Below are 24,153 nucleotides of genomic sequence, written 5' to 3' on the forward strand. Positions count from 1 at the left end.
CCGCTGAGGGAGGGCGGCTACCCTCTCTCAGCGTTCCTTTCTGACCCATTCGGCAGCGAAAGTCATAAGACAAGCAATTCCAGGAAAAGTGTGAAACGGTTTTTCCGTCCGGAATTGCGTCAAAACAAAGAGATAGAGGGATGTCGCGCAAAGGGCTGCCCTCGGGCTTGACCTCAGGGGTGCGCAGCGGCGGGCTTACCTATTTGTAAAGTAGCGGCCATCCTGTCGCAAACTCCGCCGCCTAAGCTCGATCCATCTTCTCTCGAATGAGAGAAATGATCCGGCAAGCCCTACCGCTCCGGATCGTCACCGTTGCCGCTCAGGGCCTAACGGGCCCTTTCGGCATCGCAACGAAACCAAACGGGAAAAACGAACATGAAAAAATCAGTTATCGCAACCGCAATGGTACTGGCCCTTGCATCCTCGACCGGTGCCTTCGCCAAGGCAACCACCGGCACGATCGCAAGCGTCGACAAGAGTGGCGACTCGATCACGCTGTCCGACGGCAAGACGTTCATCTTGCCGGAAGGGATCGAGGCCGAGACGCTCAAGGTCGGTGAAAAGGTCGTTGTCACCTACTCGATCAAGGCCGGCAAGCTGGCGGTTTCGAGCATTCATCAGGCCAAATAAACCAGCAAAACGAGGACCGAGCGCGGGAGCGCGCCTGTGTGGATGCCATAAGAGGCAAGGTGTCCCCACAGCAGGCCCGGTGACGCGTTCGAGGAGGCAGCAAAGGAGGAGGGCAGGCTCTTTCCCTGATTAGCAGGTCGGGGGCTCTTCGCGCGAGCCAGTTATCCGATCCCCGCTCAGAAATTCTGCCAAACGTTCCGCCCCTTTACTTCGTACGATCGGAACATTGATTTTTTTGTGGGACCTACAGAATAGCGGCTTGGGTTCTCGCTGAGGTGGGAGGCCTGGTATGAACATTTGGACGAACTGCCGACCCAGCAAAATGACTGCCCACGAGCTTGTTGAAGAGCTGATCTTACAAGCCCGTCGGGGCCAAATCGTCTCCGTCAATGACACTATTGCGGCGGTGCGCCGCGACGGGCCACATCTGGTGGTAAGTGACTGCGAGCTGGTCGCTCTTATTGTTGATGTTGCACCAGCCTTTGGCCTGTTCGTCGCGTTCGATCTTCGGGAATAGCCGCATGGCTCTCCCTGGTTGCCCCCACGTCAGAACCAATACTCCCGACCGGAAGCTGGCCGCATAGCAAGTCCGTCCCTAGGTTCCGCCTATGGCAATCCTTTGGTTCTCACCTCCGGTGTACGTCAAGACGGAGCATGACGGCTTCCGCTACGGGTCCACCACGTTCAGGCTGCGGCCGAGGAACTCGTCTTGTGGACCAAGCGTGGTAAGTGGCAAAAGGCGGAGCGCGCCTGTATGATGCCATCAGCGGCAAGGTGTCTCCACAGCAGGCCCGTGACGCGTTCGAGGAAGCTGCCAAGGAGGAGGGCATGATCTTTCCTGAATAGGAGTTCTCATGGCTCGCCACTGGTTCAACCCTCCGGTCCCCGTCAAGACCGGGCGTCCAGGGGAAATCCGCAACGTCAACAACGCCGAGACAGCCGGCGAGCCATGGAGGAGGGGACATTACTCTCCCAATGACAACTAGCTAACTTGAACTGCGGTAAACGTTCTCTGGCCAACACCGCCTTCGCGAAAGGAGTCCGCCGCCCGTGAGAAAGGCGACGGACCCGAACAGCGGCTGCACATCACGAAGAATCCCGCTGCAACCCCTAAACCCGCGAGGGGCCTACATCGTTCCCTTACAACCTGGGTTGATCGGCAGGCTGGTTCCGCTTTAAGTTTCCTCTATGTCTCGCCATTGGTTCTCCCCTCCGGTCTACGTCAGGACCGACCACCCAGGTGTCCGCGTCGCGATCAGCCGCGTCGAGGGTGCGGCCGAGGAACTCATGAGGTGGACTAACCGGGGACATCGGTGGAACGTTGCGGTACGTATCTGCACGGCCGCGCTGGCCGATAAGGTGTCACCTCAAGTGGCTGGTGAGGCATTCCCGGCTGCTGCAAAAGAGGAGGGGGCGTTACTCCCCCCAATGGCAACCAGCGGACTGTTCTAACCAAGAGGCCCGTCGCCCATGAGAAAGGCGACGGGCCCCAACAGCGGCTGCACATCCAAGAGAAGAACCGAGCGCTGCGAGTTCTAAACCCGCGAGGGCCCACATCGTTCCCTATAACCTGCGTTGGTCGGCAGGCCTGTGCCGCTCTAAGTTCCCCCCATGGCAACCCATTGGTTCTCCCCTCCGGTGTACGTCAGGACCGACGGACCTGGCATCCGGTACGGGGTTAGCCATGTCGAGGGTGCCGCCGAGGAACTCATGAAGTGGACCAAGAGGGGACCGAAGTGGACGCTGGCGGTGCAGTCCTGCAGGAGGCCGCCAAGGAGGAGGGCGTGCTCGTTCTGGAGTAGGAAGCCGCGTGGCACTGTTATCCTCTTCGTAAGGAGGTCGATTGTGCCCGCCGTTCTCGACACTTGCGCCTCTGCGCGTGACACCCCTCATGTGAACTTCATCGCCGAATACGAAAGAGCCTGGGCCGAGAATGTACTCGCTCCATTCATTTCAAATTGTTTCAGAATATTTTTCTAATCGTAAGTGACAATCTTAAAGATAGTTCCGGGTTAGCAATCCACTAACTCTCTGAGCTCGTTATCGCTGAAGTAGCGGGCATTGAAACTGCTACTATGAGGCAAGTATCAAAGGAGAGTGTCATGGCAAATTTCGTCAAGAGTTTCGCCACAGCTTTAGCCGGTGGTGCACTTGTTTTATCTCTATCATTTCCTTCCAGTGCGGCGGGAATTAACGTCGGTGCCGGCGCATCAATTGGCGGCCCAGGCGGCATCAACGCTGGTCTCGGCGCTTCGATCGGCGGTAGTGGCGGCATCAGAGCGGGAGCCGGCGCCTCGATCGGTGGGCGCGGCGGAGTGAATGCCGGCGCTGGTGCTAACATAGGCGGCAGCAGGGGCATTACCGCCGGTGCCGGCGCTAATATTGGCGGCAGGAGTGGTGTCACTGCCGGTGCTGGCGCCAACATAGGTGGCACGAACGGCGTGACCGCTGGGGCAGGCGCTAATATAGGCGGCAGGAGTGGTGTCACTGCCGGCGCAGGCGCAAATGTAGGTGGCGCGGGCGGCGTTACAGCGGGGGTCGGCGCCAACGTTGGTGGCACGGGTGGTGTCGGCGTTGGCGTTGGTGGCGGTGCCGTTCCCGGCACCCCTGGGACTCCCGGAACGCCGGGGACACCTGGAACGCCAGGGACGCCCGGCACCCCGCCGAGCGTTGTTGCTCAGCTGTCCAGCAGCCAGCTGATTCGCATGAAGAAGCGCTGCGCCGACGTGCTCAGCAGCGAAGGCACGTATGACAGCGATCTGCGTCAGCTTTGCATGCTGATCGCGCGCCGCTGAGGAGAGTGCGGCGTTAACGGGAGCGTCGAATCGGCCGTGAGGCTTTGACAACACTCTCCTGGCCTCGCGGCCGGCCCGTCACCCGCAAGGTGGCGGGCTTCTCTTGGTCAGGATCGCAGCGCTGCGGGGCTATCCACCACGCACACCCGTCCATAGATTCGGCACGTTGAGGCGCCGACAGGGTCGTCTTGGGTCATTTCGCAAGACATGGTACCGGGCATGTTCAGTAAGTGATCGTCACCACCACAGTGTGTCGCCTGCGGCGGCACCCGTCCATAGACGGTCAGGTTTTGGGTCGCACCGTCTCCGGTCCCCGGCACCGTGCTTCCCGGGGTCGATGCATCACCCCATGGCTGCAACCGCGCGACATCCTTAAATAGGCCATAGGTGACTGTTTCCGCGCCTTTCGACATTTTGCGCGCTGTTGGCGTGGAGCCGGTGGTGCCTCCATTCAAGGAGACAGTATAGGCGGTAGCCGGCGTGCACGTGACCGACACCTGCCCCGTCGCGTCGACATTTGCGCCTAGCGTTCCCACAGATCCAAAATCGATGTTCTGCATGGCGACCAGGCAGTTGGCCGGTACGATAGCCGTTACGCTAAAGCTTGGCCGCGAGATCGCGCCCGTTCCCGTGCTGCACGAACTGGAAGAAGTATACCGGTAGCGAAATTCGACATTGCTACCGGAGAAAGCCGAGAGATAGCTTCCAGGGGCGCCGTTGGTTGGCTGCCAAGGACTGCGCCGTATATGGTTGCGGCCCCTCCGCCGGTTCCAAATGCGTTCAACGTCAACTCAAATGCCGGCGCACCAGCCGGGAACCCCAGAAGTAAGAGCCCCAGACGACACTACGGGCTGAGTCCGAATAAAGCTGATAGTTGAGAACGTTCGAACCACTCAGCAGGCGCTCGAAACTGACCTTGTCGACGGGCGCGCTGGCTCTGAATAAATGACGCGAAAGCTCCTCCACAAGCTGTCTGATCCAACAGGGCTGCCGCGGAACGGCTCTCACCGCGAAGGCAAAAACCGCAAGCTGAAGGACCCGCTCCCCTGACGTTAGCGGCCGTCAGCGATCGAAGAAGGCGCGTCGAAATCTGCGGGCAAGAGTCTTGGGATTCGCTCTCCAGCCACCAGCGCGGTTCGTCTGGACAAGGTCCGATCTACGGAGCGGCGGCGGCGGACCGCCTGAACAGGATAGTTACCTTCGTGCCCTCATTGGGGCTGGAGCTCACATGGAATTGCGCATTGGCGTTTTCGATAAGCGAGCGCGCGATTAGCGCGCCGAGCTTGCCATGCCTGGGCCATGTCTCGCCTGCTGGCAGGCCGATGCCGTCATCGGCAACGACCACACGACACCCGTCACCTTCAACGGTGCTGTGCAGAGTGATCGTGCCGCCTTCGCGTCCTTGAAAAGCATGCTTCAGTGCATTGGTCAGCAGTTCATTCACAACCAGTCCCGCCGGCATGGCGACATTGATCGAAACCGGGTACGAGTCCACGCTCATATCAAGCCGGATACCTTCGGTAGCATGCGACGTCATGACTGCCGAGGCGATCTGACCGAGATAGACGCCGAGATCGACCTCGTCCTTTGGTTCGCCGCCGGAAAGTGCTTGGTAGAGCATCGCGAGGGCATTGACGCGGCCTGCCAGGCGGTCGAAACGCTTTTGGTCAGGCTCTACCGCATTTCGAGCTTCCATTCGGATCAGGGCGGTAATCATTTGCAAATTGTTCTTTACCCTGTGCTGTAGTTCGCGCAGCTGAACGTCTTTTTCACGGATACGCTCCTCGGTCTGGCGGGTGTCAGTCTCGCTGTGGGCCGAAACGTCGACAAGGGCAACGAGGCGAAAACAGACTTTGCCATTGTCTTCCTGAATGAGATTCGAATAGACGTCCACGATAGCGGGCTCATCCTCGCCGCGGTGAAGCCGAAACGTCCCGACGAAATCTGTCTCGTCCGCGAGCGCCTCGGTCAGCGACTGGTCCGCCGGCTCATTGAGACCGCTGGCGGAAAGGACCGCCCAATCCTCCCGAGCAAGCTCTTCCGCCTTTACACCCGACAGCTTCTCGAATTCGGGATTGGCGTAGACCACACGTTCGTCGCCTCGCAAGTCCGACACTGCGATCGCAATCGGCACTTGATCGAGAAATTTTCTGAACTGTTCGTTTTCCAAAGCATTGGCGAGGTCCGGTACGTCGAGTAGTTGTTCAACGGACTCGGGATTCTCGGGGTCGCTATTCATCGTATGCTGCCGTCCTACAGTCTGGCGAGACAATATCAGCGATGCGGACGCCACGCCATCGCTGAGCGCCGCGTCTCCAAGTAGCGGATGAAATATCTGACGAACGATTGATTGCACGCCCCGCACGCTCGCCTGCGCCGCAGACTTCTGCGCCAGACGGGAGTGAAGCATACCCCGTCCCAAAATCATCCATGGCAATCGTGACACCAAACGACTTTAGCCGACGAAGAACAACGCAGTAGTCGGGTCGCGGATCAGAACCCCTTCAGTGATTTCGAGTTCCAACCGCCCTGGCGAGAGGCCCGTTTCGCCAAACCGGCATCGGCTTCACAATCCTATTTCTGGCCATTCCGGCGCTGACGCCGATCCCGGGGCCGTTCGGCGTGGTTTTCGGCAGCGGGCTCGCGCTGGCCTCGCTCCAGATCGTTGCGGGCAGCCGGAGGGTCGCGCTGCTCCATAGGAGCCGAGCTTGTCGGGGATCATGCGCTTCGGCATCTGGCCCTGCTTCTTCAGTGTCAGCAAGCGGGTCGGGTTGGATGAATTCGCCGGCCGCGCAGACGCTCGCCACGTCTTGCCGAAGTGGACGAGGTGAGGTCGACTGAAGCGCTTTGTCGGGCGCGGCAAATAGAGACGATCAGGGCAAATCGTGACGCATACTGGGTGGATGATACGGAGCCGAGCTGCCCTTGTGCCCGGCTCCTCCGGCTTTGACGGGAACCTACGCAGCGTCACGTGTTAGTTGCCGACGTCGCCGCTCCGGAGCCGCTTCACGCACAAAGCGCGAAGGACCAGAGCCGCATCGGCGTAAGTGATCGCCTTTTCGCCGCCGAAAACCGGTGTATTGCCGACAACCTCTAGGACATCGCCCTCGATGCGCCAAGGAAGAATATCGGTGCGCAGCCGGCCAAAGACTTCTCGTCCGAGCGAGTTCCACGGCCCTCCAAGATCCTGCGCGGTTGCTTGAACTTGATGGTGACCGCTTCGTCGTGCCTGCGGAAAGCCGGCCCTTTGTCAGGAGCATCGCGACAAAGTTCGACAAATATTTCGAAACCGGCAAGGCGGGCGTTCGGTAGCGGTCTGAGCATCGGCTGCAGTCGGATGGGAAGGCTACGTCCCGATCTGAACAGCGCAGATCTTCGACCGTGTCAGGAATCGCTTCTCCCGTCCGTTATCGAGGCAGAACATGCCGCCGCGGCCAGGCACTACGTCGATGATGAGGTCGGTGTGCTTCCAGACCTCGAATTGCGAAGCCCCGATATAGAAGGGCGCGTCGCCGATGTGGCCGAGCAACACATCCTGATCGCCGACGATGAAGCCAGCACGCGGATAGCACATCGGCGAAGACCCGTCGCAGCAGCCGCCGGATTGGTGGAACAGCACTGGTCCGTGCTCGGCAACAATTTCCGCGATCAGTTCAAGGGCTTCCGGCGTCGCCGTAACTTTTTTGCATGCATAGTCTAATCCGGTTTCCAGTCATTATGGGCGCGGCCCCGCGCGGGGCCGCGCCTGTGGGACAAAGATGTGATCAGAAGAAGCCGAGCTTCTTCGGGCTATAGCTGACCAGCATGTTCTTGGTCTGCTGATAGTGGTCGAGCATCATCTTGTGTGTCTCGCGGCCGATGCCAGACTGCTTGTAGCCGCCGAAGGCCGCATGCGCGGGATAGGCGTGGTAGCAGTTGGTCCAGACGCGGCCGGCCTGGATCGCACGGCCGAAACGATAGGCACGGTTGCCATCGCGGCTCCAGACCCCGGCCCCGAGGCCGTAAAGCGTATCGTTGGCAATGCTGAGCGCTTCGTCATCGTCCTTGAAGGTCGTGACAGAAACCACCGGCCCGAAGATCTCCTCCTGGAAGATGCGCATTTTGTTGTGTCCCTTGAACACGGTCGGCTTGACGTAATAGCCGCCCGCCAGATCACCAGACAGAACATTGCGGGCGCCACCGGTCAGCACCTCCGCGCCTTCCTGGCGGCCGATGTCGATATAGGACAGGATCTTCTCCAACTGCTCGGACGAGGCCTGGGCGCCAATCATCGTCGCCGGATCGAGCGGATCGCCCTGTACGATCGCCTCGACGCGCTTCAGCGCGCGTTCCATGAACGTATCGTAGATCGATTCATGGATGAGCGCGCGGCTCGGGCAGGTACAGACCTCGCCCTGGTTTAGCGCAAACGTGACGAAGCCTTCGATCGCCTTGTCGAAGAAATCGTCGTCCTCGGCGACAACATCCTTGAAGAAGATGTTTGGCGATTTGCCGCCCAATTCCAGTGTTACGGGGATAAGGTTCTGGCTGGCATATTGCATGATCAGCCGGCCCGTCGTGGTCTCGCCGGTAAAGGCGATCTTGGCAATGCGCGGCGACGACGCGAGTGGCTTGCCCGCCTCGAGACCAAAGCCGTTGACGATGTTGAGCACGCCCGGCGGCAGCAGATCGCCAATACACACAGCGCGCTCTGGGGGCGCGTTCCGGCTATGGCTTTTTTTCCGCGGAAAGGGCCGTTGTGCTTTGTGGCAGGATCTTCACTTCGGTTTCGCGCAAGAGCCCGTCGAGCGTCAGCACCGGCGCGCGCATTGTCATGGCATAGGCGTAGTGAAAGCAATCGAAATTGCTGAGGTAGCGTTGCCAATTCCGTGTTTTTCGGCAACCGCGACGGCATAGGACAGTACTCGCAGCGGCGATCCTGGCTCGCGAAGCGCGATTCTTCTGCTTCCAGCCATTTGACCACGACCGCCTCGGCGGCGCTGTACGGGCAATTCAGCTGGTCCGGCCGGGATAGAACAATAATCGCCTCCCACGCGGCGAGCGTCGATGTGAAGGGGGAGGGCGCTTCCAGCAAGGCGGCTTCATAGCTATCGGCCGTGTCCTCGCCAGCCATCATCGACACGATGGCACAGGCATCCACGAACATTATTCGTCGCCCTGCAGATCGTGATCCAGGTCGTGATAGGCTTCTTGTGGGACCGGCTTTCGATCAGGTTGGAAAGACAGGCCATGTTTTGCCAGAATCTTCTGTGCGGTCTCGCGCGGCCGCTCCTTTTGCATCCGGTTTCGGATTGTCTCACGGAGAGCGGATATCACCGCTTCGGTGATATTGGTGCGGTCGAGGCGGGCAAGCTCCCGCGCCAATTTGTCAGCCTCGTCGTTTCGGATGTTCAAGGTCATATGTGTAGCTCCAATCGCGTATCCATCATTACGCTATCGTGTAGCTTTTTTCAGTGCTCGGTCGCTACGGCGCGGGGCGGCGTAATATTCGACGCTGCGGACATAGTAAATTCGTTTCAGCCGGCGCACCGTCATTGCCTGCCGTTGCTCGGCCGAAGGATGTTCGCAGCTGATGACGACCGTATCTTGTGGCGGCCACGTCTCACCATCGGGCGGTGAGCGATCCCAATCTGTTGGATGCCTTCAACCGCGATGCCGCCGTGCAGAAACGGACCGTGCCTGAAGCTGCAGAGGCAGCGAAAGCTCTGTAGGGAAAGACAGCCGCGACACAATCGCCTGGTGCGCCTTCTCGGCGCATTGCGACGGGCGGACACAGGAGTTCCGATTCTGGTTTCGGATATTCACCGATCTTCAAGCGGGTTCGCCCGATTCCGAAGCGAAAGCAGCGTCGGAGAGAGTTCGTCCAGGCTTTTCCCGATAAGGAAATCATGTTCGACGAGGGAACTGCCTGCTTGTCGAGAGAACGCCGGACCGAAGTCAGCCCGTCAAGGCCAGAGCCGCATCGCTGTGGCGCGTGCTGCGCCAGCCTTGACCGGAAGTTTCCGGCACGGCGGACGCTTGGGACGCAGGCAAACTCCGGTACGAGCGGTACCGCTCTACCCCTCGGGGTACATTACTCCGGCAATTCGTCGCCCTTGATCGGCGCCTTCCCTTTGCCGGCCCGTTTCAGGATATGCAGCGCCTTGGGAAGGTCGGCACGGGCGGCGCGTTCCTGAAAGTAACTTTCCGTGCGCAGCGCCGAAAGCTTTTCAGCGACTGCCACGTTAATGAACTGGTTGAGCGGCACGCCTTCGCTCTCCGCCACCTTGCGCGCCTCATCCAGAAGCGAGAGCTGAAGCCGCAGTGCGAAATTGCTTCTCCTCATGTCTTTCTCTCCAATCGTCTCAGCGCCTCACCCGGCGACAGGACCATGATACCGAAGCGCTCGGCCACCTTGCCGAAGTCGCGTAAGTTGAACGTCACTATAGCATCCGCCCGTCCGTTGACCGCCGCTTCCAGCACCATATCGTCGTTCGGGTCGCGAATGGCCGGTCGCCAGAGGAAGACAAGGCGAACCGGCTCGGCGACGGCCGCCATGGCATCTAGCAACGCGCTCACATCCTCAGCCGACAGGCCGGAAGCCTCAAGGTGCTCGGGCCTTGTCATGACCGCCTGGTACTCGATCATCAACGGCACCGAAGCGATGAGCGTCAGCCGGCGCTCCAAAGCCGCCACCAACAGTTGGCGCGAGGCGCCAGCGTCACTTCGGATCGCCGCCACCATGGTCGCCGTATCGAGAAGCAGTCTCATGCAGGCATATTGGATATCGCGTGCGATATTGCAAGAGGACCGAGCTTTTCGTAAATTGCCTGGCTTGGGAATTCCAAATCGCAGTGCTCAAGTATTTGCACGCCACACTACGACAGCGCGGCAACTGAACTTGTCTTGCTGATCATCACGCCGCTCAATGCCCTCGATACACACAGAAGAGCGGGCATGCCATGCTGGACGAGGCCAAACCTGGGAACGACAAGATTACAGGGCTGACATGTCGGCACGAGATATGGTTGATCGGCGGATGACCTCGACCACGAAGTCCAGATAGGCGGCCTTGTCCATGAGCATTAGCCGATCATTTGGCGCGGGCCCAGAATGCTCCTGTACGCTCCCAGAGGCGTTCCCGCATCTCCCGGTTCAAGGTGATAAAGTCGCTCCCGACATAGCGGCCTGTGCCACGCTCGGCCATTAGGGCGAAAGCCGGCTTTCCGGGTTCACGCTCGACGCCGAGCAACTCGTATTCATCGATGCTGTAAGCCTTGGTCTTGAGCCAAGCCGTCGAATTGCCGCTCCGGTATTTGCTGTCCTTGCGCCTCGACACCATGCCTTCGAGCCCCGCCTGGTCTATCAGGTGGGAAGATCGCCTTAGCCTCGCCGGGAAGCGCCTGGCTGAATTGGATACGGCCACCGTCCGGGATCATCTCGGCAAGGATCTCGCGGCGGTCCTCCAGCGCCATGTCGCGCAGGTCGTGACCATTGAGATGCAGAAGATCGAAGGCGACGAACAGAGGTCGTGCTGGCGTCGGGTGATGGCTTTCCGCAAGGCTCCGAAGTCAGACAGGCCAGTCTCGTTCAATACGACGATCTCACCGTCGATGATGGCGCTTTCCACGTCCAGTTCAGCGGCGGCCTTTGCGAGGGCGATGCCGATGGCGAAACTGTCCGAACGCGACACGATCACGATGACTGGCGAGGTGACGCTTGTTCATGATGACGGGACCGGCACGGTTCGGCTTCACGGCTACGACGTTCCGTGACGGCGCGCGGGGAACGCCTCGCAGAAATACCGGACCTCTCCACCGCGTCCGCCCTCGGCAATCGCGACAGCATGCTTGGCTTTCGACACATCGACACCGACGTAAAAAACGTTATCTTGCTCCATGGCTCGTCCTTTCTTCGCTTGGGGCTCGGCTCGGCACTCCCGAGCAACCCCCGTTTGCTTAACAGCTGCAAAGACTAAGGGCGGGCGGCCGCTCAGACCACGGTCATAACGTCTAATAGCCATCGCAACCTTACCCGCCAAATCGTCCTTGTTGCGCCAATATTGACGAGCTTCTTTTCATATAGCTTTCGGAATCTCTCGAGTTTGGCCTTTTTATCGAACTCGACCTTTTCCGCGGCCCACGTCTTGCGAGCACCGCCTTCGAGCAAAAACGCCACCGGTAGACACGCCTTGGGCGACGGCGTACTCGTACTCCTCTGGGTGTAGTTCTACCCTTCAACACTGAGCCGTACCGCTCTGCTACGATGAGTACGTAGTAGTCGCTGTCATCGATGCGCCGCTTGATGTAATCCCATTGAGTGTCGTCGCTGGCTTGGAATGCCTCCATCCCACAGGAATATGCCCGAGGTTAAGAACGGACTCGATGACCGACCGTCTTTCGTCCACCAAATCGGCGTAGGTCGAGCTGACGAAGATCTGGTATTTAACGTCCATGCGGCTTCACCCTTCGATCCGCCCTTGTAAGTCTGCAAGCAGGCTGGGGATAACGCCGTGCCCGCATCAAGAAGCCGAGTCATGATTCTTGCAAGGGGTGAAGCGATCAAAGCCCGACCCACGCGCTGGCACGCTAGGTTGCCCGGTTTGCCGGAAGGAATAATCACTTGCGGCCGAGGAGCATGAAACGTGCGGTGCCCCCCGCCGCAGCGACAGCCTTCGCTATTCCTTCTTGTCGACCAGCGCCCGTAGTGCCGAGACGTCATGCAGCAATAACCTGCTGCCGCGCTTTTCGATCAGGCCTCTCTTGGCGAGGTCGCTCATTTCGCGCGAGACCGCTTCCCTGTGCGTGCTCATCGTTGCCGCCAGCTCGGAATGCGTCGGTGCCGGGCTTATGGACACCTCGCCGTCCACGAGTGCGGCTTTCTCCGCCCGATGCAGGAGCTCGACGATCAGCCGTTTTCGCACGACCAGAGTGCTGTATTCGAATACCCGCTCGGTCATGCGCCGGAGCTGGGCAGACAGATGCTCAAGCAGCATCCAGGCAAAAGTCGGGTGGGTCATCACGATATCCCGGAATGCTGTGCCGGACAGCCGTGCAGCGCGAGTTGCCTCCAGCGCGACTACGCTGGCAGAGCGTGCAATCCCGTCAATGCCTCCGAGCTCCCCGAAAATGTCGCCCGGTTCGACATCGCGATACGCTATCTCCCTGCCGTCCGCTGAAACCAGTGTCACGCGAGCCCGTCCTTCCAGCAGGAAGAAGACATCGCGACCAGTGTCGCCGTGGGAAATGATTAGCTCGTTGTGTCGATAGCTGCGCTCGTGCCACCGTTTGGTCAGCGCGGCGAGGTCGGCATCGCAAAGTCTTGAGATGAAGGCCAGAGAGCCTGTCACAACGGTCTCTTGTTCAATCAAGTGTACTTCACCTTACTCCCTATCCAAGGATATTTGATGGCCGCAGGCCCCGCTTTCCGGGATGCAAACTGGGAGCGGATTTCGCCAATGTTTTCCCCGGTGTGGGAATTCCCACAGCCGAGCCTGGTTCGACTGTCATATCCTTGTTGCAACATCAGGCCCGCCGGCTCGTGTGAAAGCCGGCGAAGGGAAAGGGAACAGTCATGAAATTCTTGGCTCCCGTCACAAAACTTGCTGCGGGGTTTCGCAAATTCGTCGCGGCGCGCTACCGCCCGGAGCTTTATTACATGCGTGGCCCGGGGCCAGCCACCGCCCGCCGTATGGGCACGCCGCGGCAAAACCAATCCATCGACCACTACGCCTAATTTGCCTCGCGGACGGCTGACGCTCTCGCCCGGAGTGCCGTTCGCGCCGTTCCGTACCGGTCAATTCAGATCAATGAAGGGACGATCTGATCATGGTTATAATTCATGCTGCCGCCATTGGTCCATTTCGCAGGTGGTTACGCCTCCGCGCCGAGCGAAAAGCTCTCTTGTCGGCAACGGACCAGTTGAGCCGTTTACCCGATGACGTCCTTGGCGACATCGGCATCTCACGTGACGAAATCATGTGCGATTTGCGAAGCCGCGCCATCCGTCATGCGGAGGCAGGCGCGGCCGGCACGACGATCGAGCGCACCAGGATCGCTTCGGCCTCGATCCCGAAACGGTTGGCCGCCGGCAGTGGCTACACCTCGGCCGAGATCCCCTTTGGCTGGTCCACGAGCGCGCGATCGAGCCTTACATCGGCTTCGACAAGCAGCGGCGCGCGGACGGGACCTTCGAACGGCACTACAACCTGCGACCCCAAGGACTGAATGTTGACCGACGGGAGCTGGGGAGGATCTCAAAATGATCATGTCAGTTGTTAAGTCCCTCGCGCCTGTGACGCTCGGCACCGTGCTGATCGCAATCAGTCCGGCTTCATTGTCGGCTTCTGACGCTCAGGACCTCGCGTTCGCTCACGCTGACATGCCAATCAAACAGCTGAAAGACGTCTATTTGGATTGCGAGCGGGGAGGCCGCCGGTGCGCTGGGGACGGAAGACGTGATGTACTGTTCGATGCGTGAGTTCCGACTAGGCGCGCGATAGCAGTTTGCGCATAATCAACGATGCATGGCCTTCTGCACCGTGCGACGCGGCCCTGCGATCGACCACTTCGAACATGTTTGGACCGCGCATTTCGCCGATCAGCGCAGTAACCAACCCGCGGAGTTCCGCGAGCGACAGCCTTCAAACGAATCAGTCGGTGGTAGCGTCACGCATAGGGTGAATCACGAACGCGCTCGCCTGCAAACCCCTTCGCCCGGAAATCTGCCCCGGTTACGCGGTTCGCCAGCAGACTGAGAAGGAGCGGCTTCAGCCGATCGCCGATGCTATTTGTTATCTTTGTGCCGAATGGCAGCTTTGCGCCCCGATTTCGGCAGTTCGACTATATCGTTCGAACTGCCGAAAGCTGTCGGGGCTCCGGCCCTCTCAAACCCTCCGCCGCCGTTGTCGCGCATGTGCCGCATGCCACCTGCCGTGCTTTCAGCGAGCGACCTTACCTCCAGTCCGGAACCTAGCAGTCGCCCAACTGGTTCAACCTTCCGCCACGGCTGGGCAGAGGAGGGCGTGCAAAACGGTAGGCGCGACTAAGAAACGGTCGCGGTTCGAGTCGGTAGAGGGATACCGCCGATACAGTGCTGTAACCGAGTTCGTTTGCTGACGGGACTTCTTAATCGGCGCAAATAGGTCCGACTCTAACCTCCGCAACCAGTTCCAGCATAAATCACTAATAGTCACGATCTGATCAAAGCCCCGCCGGAAAAAACGGCAAGGCATTTCCCACGGCAGGTTTGGCGAAGCGCGGAAGGGCACTCTGCCGCCCAGAGTAAGCGGCCTGCACGCGAGAGGGACCCTTTTCCAAGCGCGGTGTTCGAATCCCTCCCTCTCCGCCATACGACATTGTTTACGTTGATAAAAATACAAGAATAGATTGCGCGTCCGCCATAAAGCCCGCCAACCGAAAAAGGCGTATTCGCGGCACGTCAGCTTACGACACAAATATGCGGGGTTGATGCTTCGAGCTGGGAGATGGCAGAGATCAACTTCGGCTTCGCTAAGCGAAGTCGTGGGATTCATGCGACAGCGGAATTAGGATATGCGACGAGCACCCCGTGCCGGGTCAACCTCGCCGTCGGGAAGTACCGATCGGTGCGGAACCGAGCGGATTCACGCTTGTCGGCAGCGGACGGCGGCGGTGGCGGTCAGCATCCGAGCAGGCTCCCAATTAGCGAGACAAACGTCCAGAGCGGAGGGACTTCGCCAGCCTGAACGACCGCTCTCCTCGGCTTAGTCAAGCATACCTACGGAATGATGCGCCTGGCCGGTGACAAATGAATCTCTGCTGGCCTCCGATGATATGGGGAGGCGCTCGCAAATCGCGCCCTACGCGCGGGTTGATCGGTTGATCAACATCAAAGCTTGAATATGAGAAATGCGCTAACTGTGACGGCGGTGGTCACGGTGGCTCGAGTGTCAGCAGATGTGGTAAGGTTGAGTGTCGGCGAGTAGCAGAGGTCCAGCAACAATGACTTTGAGGCGAACCAGAGCTTACGGCGCATCCGGCTTGGTTCTAGCGGTTTGCACTGTGTTTGCTTGGCAGAACGCCACTGCTGCTCACAATTGCGACGCAGCCGCGACGCCTGGCGTCAATTGGCACGAGTGTGACAAGAAGCTTCTCATCCTAGAAGGACAAGACCTGAGCGGGGCGAACCTGTTCGGTGTTGATTTCACTTCGACCGACCTCAGGAACAGCAATCTCCTTGCGGCAAATCTTGAGAAGGCAACGCTTGTGCGTGCTTCCCTGGCCGACTCGACCGCCAAAGGCGCCCGGTTCGACAGAATCGAGGCCTACAGGACCGACTTCAGCCGTATGGACGCGCAGGGCGCTGTGTTTGCGAGCGCGGAAATACAGCGCTCGAATTTCCAGGGCGCCAATCTGACCAATGTTGATTTCACAAAGGCAGAATTGGGGCGTGCGCAGTTCCATGACGCCGATATCAGCGGCAGCCGCTTCTCGTTTGCCAATCTCGCACGGGCGGACTTCCGAGGAGCGACGTTCACCGCGCCGATAGACTTTGACCGCGCCTTTTTCTTTCTGACCCGTATCGAGGGCGTCGATCTTTCCAATTCGGCGGGTCTGTCCCAGTGGCAGCTCAACATGGCTTGCGGAGACGCCCGGACCGAGTTGCCTTCTGGCTTGACGAGGCCTGAAGATTGGCCCTGTCAATTCCAGCAGGAATAGTTGTCGGCAAGCGAACTGTGCAATGCTGCACCCGACAGGATTTGAACCTTTAACTTCTGCCTTCGCGAGAGGAACTCGCCATGGCTACCCTGTCGACCGATGCACCAATCTCTCCGCTTCGCCAGCGCATGCAGCACGACATGCTCATGCGTGGCCTGGGCTCCCATACCCAGCAGGACTACGTTCGTCACGTCCGGCGCTTCGCTGTGTTCCTTGGCCGCTCGCCCGACACTGCGACGGCTGAGGACATCCGTCGATTCCAGCTGCATCAGCATGAGAGCGGCGTCGGCTCTGCGACGATCAATGGCGCGGTCTCGGCACTGCCGTTCCTGTCCCTCGTGACGCTGAAGCGTCGGGATCTGGCGCGTGCGCTGGTGATCATGAGGTGTCAGCGCAAGCTGCCCGACGTGCTGAGCGTGGAGGAAGCGGCGCGGCTGCTCGAAGCCGCATCCAGCATCAAGGCATCAAGTACATGGCGGCACTTGGCGTCGCCTATGGCGCGGGCCTGCGCGTGTCCGAAGTCGCGCAACTCAAGATCGACGACATCGACTCGACACGCATGCTTATCTGCGTCGAACAGGGCAAGGGACGCAGTGCCGCGCGACAATCAAGTTGAGAGCGCGTGTTGCCTTGATTGTCGCGCGGCAAAGACGAGAGCCGCGTCCGTAAAGACCATTCGGCGCGCAACCTCGCCATGATCCGCCGCGGGGTGCTCAACATGCTCCGTCGCGAGCCTTCAAACTCGCTCAAGCGTAAGCGCCTCAAAGACCTCATGAACCCGACCTACCGCCAAGCCGTCCTTGCCGGTTAACGATTCATGATTTGGCCCTGCGTTGGCTTTCGTGTGCACTGTGTGTGCATTGAGAGATGTGATGTGGCCAAATGGCTTTCGGTCGCGGCGGCGCAATCGTAAAATAGGTTATGTCTGAGTAAGCTCCGTCTGACGAAATACTCAGTCTTTCCGACCGGGCATTGGACGGACTGAAGCAGAAAAAAGATAATGAAATGGATAAGATAGAGCGGCATCTTGCTCTTGCTCCTACGATGGACTGGATGAACGTGGCGATCAACATCTTTCGGATACATTCGTGATTGCGGCGCAGCAGCCGCCAAGGCTCAGATAACAGGACATCTGTTTAGAAAACAAAACATCAGATGTGATATCCGGCAGTCGACGTGCTATGGCTCCAGAGCAGAAGGAACTTGCGCCATGGCACGCTCGACCGCTCAAAGCGCTTTGCGCTATCCACTCACCATTATGCTCGGCACCGACGCAAGCGTGAGATTGCTCCGGGAATTATCCCGGCACGGCGGCTTGCTTTCTTCACCATTGCTTGCGGCTCGTAGCGGGCTTGCGAGGGCAAGCGTGTGGTCTGCTCTCGCAACCTTGGAGGGGATTGGCATCGTATCTTCAGAGGGAACGGGCAGGGCTCGTCTTTATCGGTTGAATGATCGCCATCCACTGGCGACATCACTGGAAGCCCTCTTTGAGCAGGAGGCGCTTAGGTATTCCAACATTCGCGCTTTAGTCACTGAGGCGGTCTCCGCAGTTCGGCCGAACGTACTCGCGGCCTGGATTTACGGCAGCGTGGCGAGGGGCGAGGACCGTCCAGACAGCGATCTCGACATCGCAGCGGTTACGCCATCCGAAAAGCTAGAAAGCGCGCTCCAAGAGATCCGTGAGGCACTGGTGACCCACGGTGAAGAGCTTGGCTTCAATCCCTCGGTGGTGGGACTCACTCCGCAGGATGTAACGAGGCTGTCGAGCACGGGAGACCCTTGGTGGGGCGGCGTCGAAGCAAATGCCCTGCTCGTCTTGGGTCCACGCCCGGACGAACTCGCAACAAAAACTCGCCAGAAGGCGTTGGCATGACCAGAAGAGGTGCGACGAAAGTAGTCGAGACAGGCTTTGGCGAGGAGCGATTGCGCATCGCCCGCTCATATTTGAAGGCTGCCCGTTTGGAGGTGCAATGTCTGAAACGGGTAACATCGGCAATCCGGCTATGTCGCAGATCGTGAATGCGGCAATAGCATACGCCGTGCGCTCACTGCCCGATTTGCAGGAACGATCAACCGCGCGGATCATGCGGCCGTGGTGAAAACCATGCGCGATGCGCTTGGAAATCGCCTTCCTGCAGCGCAGGCCAGCCGGTTGCGGAGCATTCTCCATGAGAAGGACGAAGCTCAATACGGAATCAGGGCAAAATCACTACCCGAAGCCGAGAGCTTGCTCGACAAGTTGGAAAAGTTCGCGGAGTGGGCGGAAAAAGAACTGGAAGTCTGATCAGCAATGGAGGCGGCATGTCGCTTATGGCGACCTGAATGTTACTTCAGCAGTTTGATCAGCACTGTGAAAGCCGCGTCGATGTCAGCGCGAACCGCGGCCCGGACAGCTTCCGCGTTGCGGTCTCGCAGCGCTGCAAACATCTGCTGATGGTGCTGGTTGGCGGTCGAATAGTTTCCAGAATCGTGCAGCATGTTGAAATAGGGACTGATCTGCAGCCACAGGTTCTCGATGATGTTGAGCATGTTTTCCGAACCCGCGGCTCGATAGATGGAGAAATGAAAGGCGTAGTTGGCCCTGAGGTAGGATTTGACGTCGCCGGCGGCATTGGCCTGTTCGAGTGCGTCCAGATGCTGGCGCAGCAGCGCCACGCTGGGATCGTCCATTCGCTCGGCCGCCCATGCGGCGGCGATCGCCTCGATCTCAAACCTGACGTTCCTGAGATCGATGAGTCGCGCGCGGCTTAATGCCGGGATACCGATCGAACGGCCAGAAACCACCATCAATGCGTTGGCGGCGCTCAGACGCCGCAGTGCCTCGCGAACCGGCATCGGGCTGACGCCGAAAGCGTCTGCGAGGCTCTGCACCGTCACCATTTCACCTGGAACGATACTGCCGTCGAGGATCAACTCGGTGACGTGCCGGTAGACCCTGTCCTGCAGGGTTTCCCTGGACAGCGGCGTAATCTCGACGCCCGGCTTCCTGAATGCCGCCCCAGCCATCTGTGCCTACCTTTCCCCAAACGGCGACGCTCTTGTCCTACCCGGCGCCTGTGCCCGGAATGCAAGGTTCGGATTGCCGCGTCAAGCGCCGGCGTATCCGGCTTTTACCCATTAGCATTTCATCATTGATCTTTGATCAAATCATGATACGGTCAGCTGCGTCGAATGACAAGGAGCACGTTTCGTGCCCTTGGGAGGCATTTGGTCGTCTGAATTGGGAGGAGTTTCGAATGGGTATCGGATCGAAAGCCCGGCGGCTCGCGCTGCTTGCCGGCATGGCTGTTTGCGCCTTTGGGATGTCGGCGGCCGAGGCGGCCGGAAAGCACAAAATATTTCTCAGCATGAGCTTCATCGGCAATGATTGGCAGGCCGAGGCCGCCAACATGGTCAAGGCGATGGCGTCGCACAAGAGCATGGCCGACAAGGTCGACCTCCAGGTTCAGGTGGCCGGGCCGAACGCACAGCGCCAGATCCAGCAGATCAACGCGATGGTGCAGGCAGGTGCCGAAGCCATCGTGATCTTCCCGATCTCGCCGACAGCGCTCAACCAGGTGGTGAAGAACGCCTGCGACAAGGGGGTAAAGGTGTTTGCCTACGATGCCGAGATCACAGAGCCCTGCGCCTACAACGTCCATATCGATCAGGAAGAGGCTGGCCGCGTGACGGCGGAGTGGCTGGTCAAGAAGCTCAATGGCAAGGGCAACATCATCGCAGTGACCGGCGTTCCCGGCACCTCGGTCGACGATCTGCGCACCAAGGCCGCAAAGGAGGTGTTTGCCAAGCATCCCGACATCAAGATCGTGGGCGAGGCTGTCGGTATGTGGAGCCAGGCGGTGGCCCGCACCGAACTTTCCAAGATATTGGCGACGCGCAGCTGGGACGACATAAATGGGCTGTGGATGCAGGTCGGCTGCTTCACCGCCAATTCCATGCAGCTCGAGGCCGGCAAGAAGAGCAGCGAACTGCTGCCTTGCGCCGGCGAGGGCTCCAATGGCGGGCGCATCCAGATGCTGCCGGAGGGCACGGAGGTCGAGGGCGCAGCCTCTCCCTATGCGCCGCTCGGCGCGCCGCGTATCTCCTATGCATCGCCGCCCTATTCCGGCGCGCTTGCCCTTAAGCTTGCAGTCGAGGCACTTGACGGCAAGGAGGTTGCCAAGAAGACGATCCTGCCACTGCCGGTCGTCACCAACGACACGATAAAGCTTTGTAACGAAGGCACCTGGGCAGAGATGAAGGCTGGCTGTAACGCCTTCAAACCGTCGCTGGTCTCCAACCCCGGCTGGTTCGCCTCGATCTTCTCCGACCAGACACCTGAAATCGGTCTCGCGGCCGCCCTTGTCGGCCAGCCCGAGGAGTAAGGCTCTCCGAATGGGGCGTGGGGTGCTTTGGAGGCCCTCCCACGCACCCCGTGCAGGCCGGGACTGGGATCATGATGTCAGCGCAATCGACAGCTGTCGGCATAGAGGGCGTCCGCAAGGCGTTTGGTGCGACGGTCGCCCTCGATGGCGTCTCCTTTGAGATCGTTTCGGGCAGCGTGCACGCGCTGCTCGGCGAAAACGGTGCCGGCAAGTCGACGCTCGTCAAGCTGCTGTCGGGACTGGTGCGGCCCGACGAAGGGCAAATCACCGTTCTTGGTGAACCGGCGCCACTCGGTTCGCCGCGCGCCGCGCACGCCAAAGGCGTGCAGACAGCCTTCCAGGAAATGACGCTGGTGCGCGATCTCAGCGTTCTCGACAACATGCTGCTGCCCTACGCGCCTGTCGGCTCGAGCGGCCTGATCAGGCGGGCGAGCGCGCGCAGGGCGGTGCGCCAGCACATTTCAGATCTCGGCTTTTCGGTCGATCTTGATGCCGAGGTCGCAACCCTCGATCTCGCCGTCCGCCAGAAGATCGAAATCGCGCGCGCGCTCTATCGCAAGCCGCGCATCCTCCTGCTCGACGAACCGACCTCGACGCTGTCGGGCGGCGATGTCGAATGGCTGGGCGGCATCATCGCGCGACTTAAGGCCGCCGGCACGACGGTCGTGTTCATCACCCACCGCATGCGAGAGGTGCGGGCCTTCTGCGACACGCTGACCATTCTCAGAAACGGCCGTCACATCGTGACGGCGCCGGTGGCCGACGTCCCGGATGGAGAAGTGATCGAAAAGATCATCGGTCGCAGCATCGCCCAGACCTTTCCGCCGAAACCCGAAAGCGAGGCGGTCTTCGGTCCGCCGGTGCTCGGCGTACGCGATCTCAAGGCCGGCATGAAGCTCGACGGCGTCGGTTTCGACCTCCGCAAGGGCGAGATTCTCGGCATTGCCGGGCTTCAGGGCATGGGCCAACTCGACCTGTTCCTCGCCTGCTTCGGCATGGCCGAGATCGAGCGCGGCCATATCCTGGTCGACGGGCGCGAAGTGTGGCTCGGCTCGCCCGCCGATGCGCTCAAGCCCAATATGGCGATCGGGCTGGTGCCGGAGGACCGCAAGACCGAAGGCCTGTTCCTGAAGCTCTCGGGCCGGCAAAACGTATCGCTGCCGGTCGTCGCGCGTTTTACCCGATTTGGCCTGATCAGCAGGCACGAGGAGGCGCAGGCCGTCCAGTCCGCCTTCTCGGCGGTCGAGGTCGACCACCGCGCCATGTGGACGAGGGCGGGGGCGTTTTCGGGCGGTAACCAGCAGAAGATCGCCATCGCCAAATGGCTGGTCGCCGAGAGCCGCATCCTGCTGCTCTTCGACCCAACCCGCGGCATCGACGTCGGCACCAAGCACGAGCTCTATGTGATGATGCGCGACTTTGTGGCGGCCGGCGGCTCGATCCTTCTGCATTCAACCGAAATTCCCGAGCTGGTCCATCAATGCGACCGAGTGCTCGTCCTCTATGACGGTCACTTGGTGGCGGAGCTTGCCGGCAACCACATCACGGAAGGCGCGATCATGCGACCGGCGCTGGGGCAAGGCGAGTTGGTCCGGGAGGCGGCGGAATGAGCGTGACGAGTTTGCCCGCCGCGGCACCGGCCGCGACATTGACGCGGCTTCTCGCGCGGCACAGCGGCGCGATCATCGCGGCGATCGTCTTTGCGGTGCTCCTGCTTATCGTCGATCTGGTCAGTGCCGGGCGGCTCACCTATTTCGACATTTCGTTTCTCTCCAGCGGCGGCGCCACCTCGGCACTGGCGGCGGTCGGCCAGACGGTGGTCATCCTGTCCGGCGGTTTCGACCTGTCCGCCGGCGCGGTGATCTCGCTGGTCAATGTCGTCCTGGCAAAAGGTATGGATCCGATGGCGACCGGCTCCAGTGTCGCGCTGTGGACCTTGGCCGGAATTGGTGTCGGCATGCTGGTCGGCGCCTTTAACGGCTTCTTCATTGCCGTCCTGCGCATGCAGCCTATCGTCGTCACGCTGTCGACCATGTTCATCCTGCAGGGGGTAACGCTGCTGGTCATGGACAAGCCGGGCGGCTTCGTCTCGCCCGATCTTGGCGCCTTCTATCTCGGTGATGCTATCGCCGGCTGGATACCGATGCCGCTGGTGGTCATCGGCGTCGTCCTGCTCGCCTGGTTCTGGCTCAAAGGCACACGCTTCGGGACCGCGCTTTATGCCGTCGGCAGTGATCCGGACGCGGCCGCTTCGGTCGGCGTGCGCGTCGTTCTCGTGCGCTTCCTGGTCTATGTCATAGCCGGCGGCTGCTACGGGCTCGCCGGCGTCTTCATCAGCGCACAGACGGGCAGCGGCGATCCGCTCGTCGGTAACCCGTTGTTGCTGTCGATGTTCGCGGCGGTCGTCGTCGGCGGTACAAGGCTGGGCGGCGGTCAAGGCGGGCCGGTTGGCACCGTCTTCGGCGCCTACATCCTGATGATGGTCGTCAACATCCTGCTCGTACTCAACGTCTCGGCCTATTATTCGACGATCGCCGAGGGCACGATCCTGATCCTTGCCGTGCTTGCCGGCTCGCTGTCGTATGGCTCCGTGCTCGCCCGCCAACTGCGTGCGCTGCGGGCGCGGTTGGCCGCATGGCGCGCCGGAATGCTGCCCTCGCAGATCGATCGCACCGACCGGCGGCTGAGGATCGCGCGTGGCAGCACCGACGATCAGCAGGCGCCGCAGCCGGCCTTCCATATACGCAATGCCGAGACGCTGCGTTATGCGCTGCCGGCCTATGTCTGCCTGGCCGTCGTCGTGATCGTCACCCAGATCTGGCTCGGACGCGCCATCGTCAACGTCACCTACTGGAACTCGCTTTTCGTGCTGTCGAGCTTCCTCGCCGTCCTGGCGCTTGGGCAAGGCAGCGTAATCCTCACCGGCGGGCTCGACCTGTCTGTACCGTGGACGATCGGTCTCTCGGGCATCCTGCTTGCCGGCATGGTCAACGGCTCGGATGGTGCGCTTGCCTATGCGCTGCCGGCGGTGCTGCTCACAGCTTGCCTGATCGGTCTTGCCAACGGCATTGGCATCGTCTTCCTCGGCATTTCGCCGATCGTGATGACGCTGGCCACCAACGGCATTCTGCAAGGCGTCGCGCTGCTTTACTCGCAGGGTACGCCGGCCGGCTTCTCCTCGCCGATGCTGCGCTGGTTCATGACCGGGAAGGTATTCGTTGTGACGCCGGTGGTGCTGTTCATGATCGCCTTCGTCGTCTTTGCCGTGCTGCTGCTTGGCCGCACCCCTTTCGGCCGCCGGGTTTATGGCATCGGCAACAGCCTGCGCGCGGCCCAGCTCTCCGGCATCGCGGTCGGGCGCACGCTCATCCTCGTCTATGTGCTGTCGGCGGTCTGCGCGGGGCTCGTCGGCATCATGCTGACCGGCTTTTCCGGCCAGGCCAGCCTCGGCATGGGTGACGACTATCTGCTGCCCTCGATCGCCGTAGTCGTCGTCGGCGGTGCGCTGATCACCGGCGGGCGCGGCCACTATCTCGGCATGCTGGGGGGCGTGCTGCTTTTGACGGCGTTGCAGATGCTGCTCGCCGGCACGACGCTGCCTTATGCAACGCGGGCGATCCTGTTCGGGCTGGTGGTGCTCGCTGCGGTCATGGCGCTGCGCGAAAGGCGAATTCAATGAAAGGAATG

At 60.3% G+C, this 24,153-nt stretch carries 28 protein-coding genes and 8 pseudogenes; 20 read left to right on the plus strand and 16 right to left on the minus strand.

Features of this window, described 5'->3' with window-relative positions; genetic code table 11:
• Positions 1-375: 375 nt before the first annotated feature.
• The 5 genes from NKH30_RS30060 (at position 376) to NKH30_RS30080 (ending at position 3,425) form a co-directional block, all read left to right on the plus strand.
• Complete coding sequence (locus NKH30_RS30060; RefSeq protein ID WP_352542757.1) at positions 376-630, plus strand: DUF1344 domain-containing protein; 255 nt, start codon at positions 376-378, stop codon at positions 628-630.
• A 289-nt stretch (positions 631-919) separates the two neighbouring features.
• On the plus strand, positions 920-1,147 hold the full coding sequence (locus tag NKH30_RS30065) for a hypothetical protein (RefSeq protein WP_352542756.1): 228 nt from the start codon (positions 920-922) through the stop codon (positions 1,145-1,147).
• 212 nt (positions 1,148-1,359) lie between these two features.
• Entirely contained in the window at positions 1,360-1,476 is a 117-nt protein-coding gene (locus tag NKH30_RS33280; protein ID WP_352923083.1) for a DUF982 domain-containing protein, read from the plus strand.
• A gap of 342 nt (positions 1,477-1,818) precedes the next feature.
• On the plus strand, positions 1,819-2,082 hold the full coding sequence (locus tag NKH30_RS30075) for a DUF982 domain-containing protein (RefSeq protein WP_352923081.1): 264 nt from the start codon (positions 1,819-1,821) through the stop codon (positions 2,080-2,082).
• A 650-nt stretch (positions 2,083-2,732) separates the two neighbouring features.
• Positions 2,733-3,425: a hypothetical protein gene (locus NKH30_RS30080; protein WP_352542754.1), complete on the plus strand. Its 693-nt coding sequence runs from the start codon at positions 2,733-2,735 to the stop codon at positions 3,423-3,425.
• A gap of 107 nt (positions 3,426-3,532) precedes the next feature.
• On the opposite strand, the gene NKH30_RS30085 is transcribed toward NKH30_RS30080, so the two are convergent.
• The 4 genes and pseudogenes from NKH30_RS30085 to NKH30_RS30100 form a co-directional block, all read right to left on the minus strand.
• Complete coding sequence (locus NKH30_RS30085) at positions 3,533-3,985, minus strand: Csu type fimbrial protein (RefSeq protein WP_352923079.1); 453 nt, start codon at positions 3,983-3,985, stop codon at positions 3,533-3,535.
• 226 nt (positions 3,986-4,211) lie between these two features.
• On the minus strand, positions 4,212-4,433 hold the full coding sequence (locus NKH30_RS30090) for a spore coat protein U domain-containing protein (RefSeq protein ID WP_352816333.1): 222 nt from the start codon (positions 4,431-4,433) through the stop codon (positions 4,212-4,214).
• A gap of 148 nt (positions 4,434-4,581) precedes the next feature.
• On the minus strand, positions 4,582-5,664 hold the full coding sequence (locus NKH30_RS30095; RefSeq protein WP_352542777.1) for a sensor histidine kinase: 1,083 nt from the start codon (positions 5,662-5,664) through the stop codon (positions 4,582-4,584).
• A gap of 160 nt (positions 5,665-5,824) precedes the next feature.
• Positions 5,825-5,973 (minus strand): annotated as a pseudogene (locus NKH30_RS30100) (EAL domain-containing protein); the annotation flags it as partial.
• A gap of 5 nt (positions 5,974-5,978) precedes the next feature.
• Here NKH30_RS30100 and NKH30_RS30105 point away from each other — a divergent pair.
• Positions 5,979-6,116, plus strand: a pseudogene (locus tag NKH30_RS30105) (exopolysaccharide biosynthesis protein); the annotation flags it as partial.
• Here NKH30_RS30105 and NKH30_RS33285 read toward each other — a convergent pair.
• Positions 6,109-6,192 (minus strand): annotated as a pseudogene (locus NKH30_RS33285) (IS6 family transposase); the annotation flags it as partial. The pseudogenes NKH30_RS30105 and NKH30_RS33285 overlap by 8 nt on opposite strands.
• A gap of 371 nt (positions 6,193-6,563) precedes the next feature.
• On the opposite strand from NKH30_RS33285, the pseudogene NKH30_RS30110 reads away from it, so the two are divergent.
• Positions 6,564-6,737 (plus strand): annotated as a pseudogene (locus NKH30_RS30110) (coproporphyrinogen III oxidase); the annotation flags it as partial.
• Positions 6,738-6,771: 34 nt separating this feature from the next.
• Here the strand turns inward: NKH30_RS30110 and NKH30_RS30115 are convergent.
• From NKH30_RS30115 to NKH30_RS30130, 4 genes and pseudogenes are all read right to left on the minus strand, one after another.
• Complete coding sequence (locus tag NKH30_RS30115; RefSeq protein ID WP_352923092.1) at positions 6,772-7,137, minus strand: DUF779 domain-containing protein; 366 nt, start codon at positions 7,135-7,137, stop codon at positions 6,772-6,774.
• 52 nt (positions 7,138-7,189) lie between these two features.
• Positions 7,190-8,101: pseudogene (gene adh / locus NKH30_RS30120) on the minus strand (aldehyde dehydrogenase); the annotation flags it as partial.
• Between the two features lie 368 nt (positions 8,102-8,469).
• Positions 8,470-8,571 (minus strand): annotated as a pseudogene (locus NKH30_RS30125) (type II toxin-antitoxin system VapC family toxin); the annotation flags it as partial.
• A complete protein-coding gene (locus NKH30_RS30130; RefSeq protein WP_352507621.1) occupies positions 8,571-8,825 on the minus strand; it encodes a type II toxin-antitoxin system VapB family antitoxin in 255 nt (84 codons plus the stop codon). The pseudogene NKH30_RS30125 and the gene NKH30_RS30130, both read right to left, overlap by 1 nt.
• A 331-nt stretch (positions 8,826-9,156) precedes the next feature.
• Here NKH30_RS30130 and NKH30_RS33290 point away from each other — a divergent pair, with 331 nt between their 5' ends.
• The gene (locus NKH30_RS33290; RefSeq protein ID WP_502906641.1) at positions 9,157-9,306 is read left to right on the plus strand and encodes a Y4oE-related protein; all 150 of its coding nucleotides are present in this window, start codon (positions 9,157-9,159) and stop codon (positions 9,304-9,306) included.
• Positions 9,307-9,498: 192 nt separating this feature from the next.
• Here the strand turns inward: NKH30_RS33290 and NKH30_RS30135 are convergent, their stop codons facing one another.
• From NKH30_RS30135 to NKH30_RS30150, 4 genes are all read right to left on the minus strand, one after another.
• Positions 9,499-9,750, minus strand: coding sequence for a hypothetical protein (locus NKH30_RS30135; RefSeq protein ID WP_023722511.1), 252 nt, complete (start codon positions 9,748-9,750; stop codon positions 9,499-9,501).
• On the minus strand, positions 9,747-10,175 hold the full coding sequence (locus NKH30_RS30140; RefSeq protein WP_352923074.1) for a putative toxin-antitoxin system toxin component, PIN family: 429 nt from the start codon (positions 10,173-10,175) through the stop codon (positions 9,747-9,749). The genes NKH30_RS30135 and NKH30_RS30140 overlap by 4 nt, the downstream gene beginning before the upstream one ends.
• A 322-nt stretch (positions 10,176-10,497) precedes the next feature.
• Positions 10,498-10,746 (minus strand): hypothetical protein, encoded by a 249-nt coding sequence (locus tag NKH30_RS30145; RefSeq protein WP_352997799.1) that lies wholly within the window; start codon positions 10,744-10,746, stop codon positions 10,498-10,500.
• Positions 10,664-10,879 (minus strand): hypothetical protein, encoded by a 216-nt coding sequence (locus NKH30_RS30150; RefSeq protein ID WP_352473169.1) that lies wholly within the window; start codon positions 10,877-10,879, stop codon positions 10,664-10,666. Before NKH30_RS30150 ends, NKH30_RS30145 begins: the two co-directional genes overlap by 83 nt.
• 24 nt (positions 10,880-10,903) lie before the next feature.
• On the opposite strand from NKH30_RS30150, the gene NKH30_RS30155 reads away from it, so the two are divergent.
• Complete coding sequence (locus tag NKH30_RS30155; RefSeq protein ID WP_352980024.1) at positions 10,904-11,179, plus strand: hypothetical protein; 276 nt, start codon at positions 10,904-10,906, stop codon at positions 11,177-11,179.
• A gap of 255 nt (positions 11,180-11,434) precedes the next feature.
• Here the strand turns inward: NKH30_RS30155 and NKH30_RS30160 are convergent.
• Positions 11,435-11,859, minus strand: a pseudogene (locus tag NKH30_RS30160) (DUF4062 domain-containing protein).
• Between the two features lie 222 nt (positions 11,860-12,081).
• Entirely contained in the window at positions 12,082-12,753 is a 672-nt protein-coding gene (locus NKH30_RS30165) for a Crp/Fnr family transcriptional regulator (protein ID WP_029356805.1), read from the minus strand.
• Positions 12,754-12,977: 224 nt separating this feature from the next.
• Here NKH30_RS30165 and NKH30_RS30170 point away from each other — a divergent pair, with 224 nt between their 5' ends.
• The 8 genes and pseudogenes from NKH30_RS30170 (at position 12,978) to NKH30_RS30205 (ending at position 18,386) form a co-directional block, all read left to right on the plus strand.
• Complete coding sequence (locus NKH30_RS30170) at positions 12,978-13,139, plus strand: hypothetical protein (RefSeq protein ID WP_352923072.1); 162 nt, start codon at positions 12,978-12,980, stop codon at positions 13,137-13,139.
• A 185-nt stretch (positions 13,140-13,324) separates the two neighbouring features.
• On the plus strand, positions 13,325-13,630 hold the full coding sequence (locus NKH30_RS30175; protein ID WP_352997801.1) for a hypothetical protein: 306 nt from the start codon (positions 13,325-13,327) through the stop codon (positions 13,628-13,630).
• A gap of 34 nt (positions 13,631-13,664) precedes the next feature.
• A complete protein-coding gene (locus tag NKH30_RS30180; protein ID WP_352542932.1) occupies positions 13,665-13,883 on the plus strand; it encodes a hypothetical protein in 219 nt (72 codons plus the stop codon).
• Between the two features lie 1,502 nt (positions 13,884-15,385).
• Positions 15,386-16,102, plus strand: a complete 717-nt coding sequence (locus tag NKH30_RS30185) for a pentapeptide repeat-containing protein (protein ID WP_352456374.1) — start codon at positions 15,386-15,388, stop codon at positions 16,100-16,102.
• 146 nt (positions 16,103-16,248) lie between these two features.
• Positions 16,249-16,377, plus strand: a pseudogene (locus NKH30_RS30190) (phage integrase N-terminal SAM-like domain-containing protein); the annotation flags it as partial.
• Positions 16,378-16,574: 197 nt separating this feature from the next.
• Entirely contained in the window at positions 16,575-16,718 is a 144-nt protein-coding gene (locus NKH30_RS30195) for a tyrosine-type recombinase/integrase (protein WP_352923090.1), read from the plus strand.
• Between the two features lie 594 nt (positions 16,719-17,312).
• A complete protein-coding gene (locus NKH30_RS30200) occupies positions 17,313-17,975 on the plus strand; it encodes a nucleotidyltransferase domain-containing protein (RefSeq protein ID WP_352923067.1) in 663 nt (220 codons plus the stop codon).
• Between the two features lie 231 nt (positions 17,976-18,206).
• Positions 18,207-18,386, plus strand: coding sequence for a hypothetical protein (locus tag NKH30_RS30205; RefSeq protein WP_352503780.1), 180 nt, complete (start codon positions 18,207-18,209; stop codon positions 18,384-18,386).
• Between the two features lie 41 nt (positions 18,387-18,427).
• Here the strand turns inward: NKH30_RS30205 and NKH30_RS30210 are convergent, their stop codons facing one another.
• Positions 18,428-19,108: a GntR family transcriptional regulator gene (locus NKH30_RS30210; RefSeq protein ID WP_352473177.1), complete on the minus strand. Its 681-nt coding sequence runs from the start codon at positions 19,106-19,108 to the stop codon at positions 18,428-18,430.
• A gap of 230 nt (positions 19,109-19,338) precedes the next feature.
• On the opposite strand from NKH30_RS30210, the gene NKH30_RS30215 reads away from it, so the two are divergent.
• From NKH30_RS30215 to NKH30_RS30225, 3 genes are all read left to right on the plus strand, one after another.
• Complete coding sequence (locus NKH30_RS30215) at positions 19,339-20,466, plus strand: sugar ABC transporter substrate-binding protein (protein ID WP_352542536.1); 1,128 nt, start codon at positions 19,339-19,341, stop codon at positions 20,464-20,466.
• A gap of 71 nt (positions 20,467-20,537) precedes the next feature.
• On the plus strand, positions 20,538-22,076 hold the full coding sequence (locus NKH30_RS30220; protein WP_352923065.1) for a sugar ABC transporter ATP-binding protein: 1,539 nt from the start codon (positions 20,538-20,540) through the stop codon (positions 22,074-22,076).
• Entirely contained in the window at positions 22,073-24,145 is a 2,073-nt protein-coding gene (locus tag NKH30_RS30225) for an ABC transporter permease (RefSeq protein ID WP_352997793.1), read from the plus strand. The genes NKH30_RS30220 and NKH30_RS30225 overlap by 4 nt, the downstream gene beginning before the upstream one ends.
• Positions 24,146-24,153 lie beyond the last annotated feature (8 nt).

Source organism: Mesorhizobium sp. M1273, assembly GCF_040318195.1.
In the GTDB taxonomy this organism is placed as follows: domain Bacteria; phylum Pseudomonadota; class Alphaproteobacteria; order Rhizobiales; family Rhizobiaceae; genus Mesorhizobium.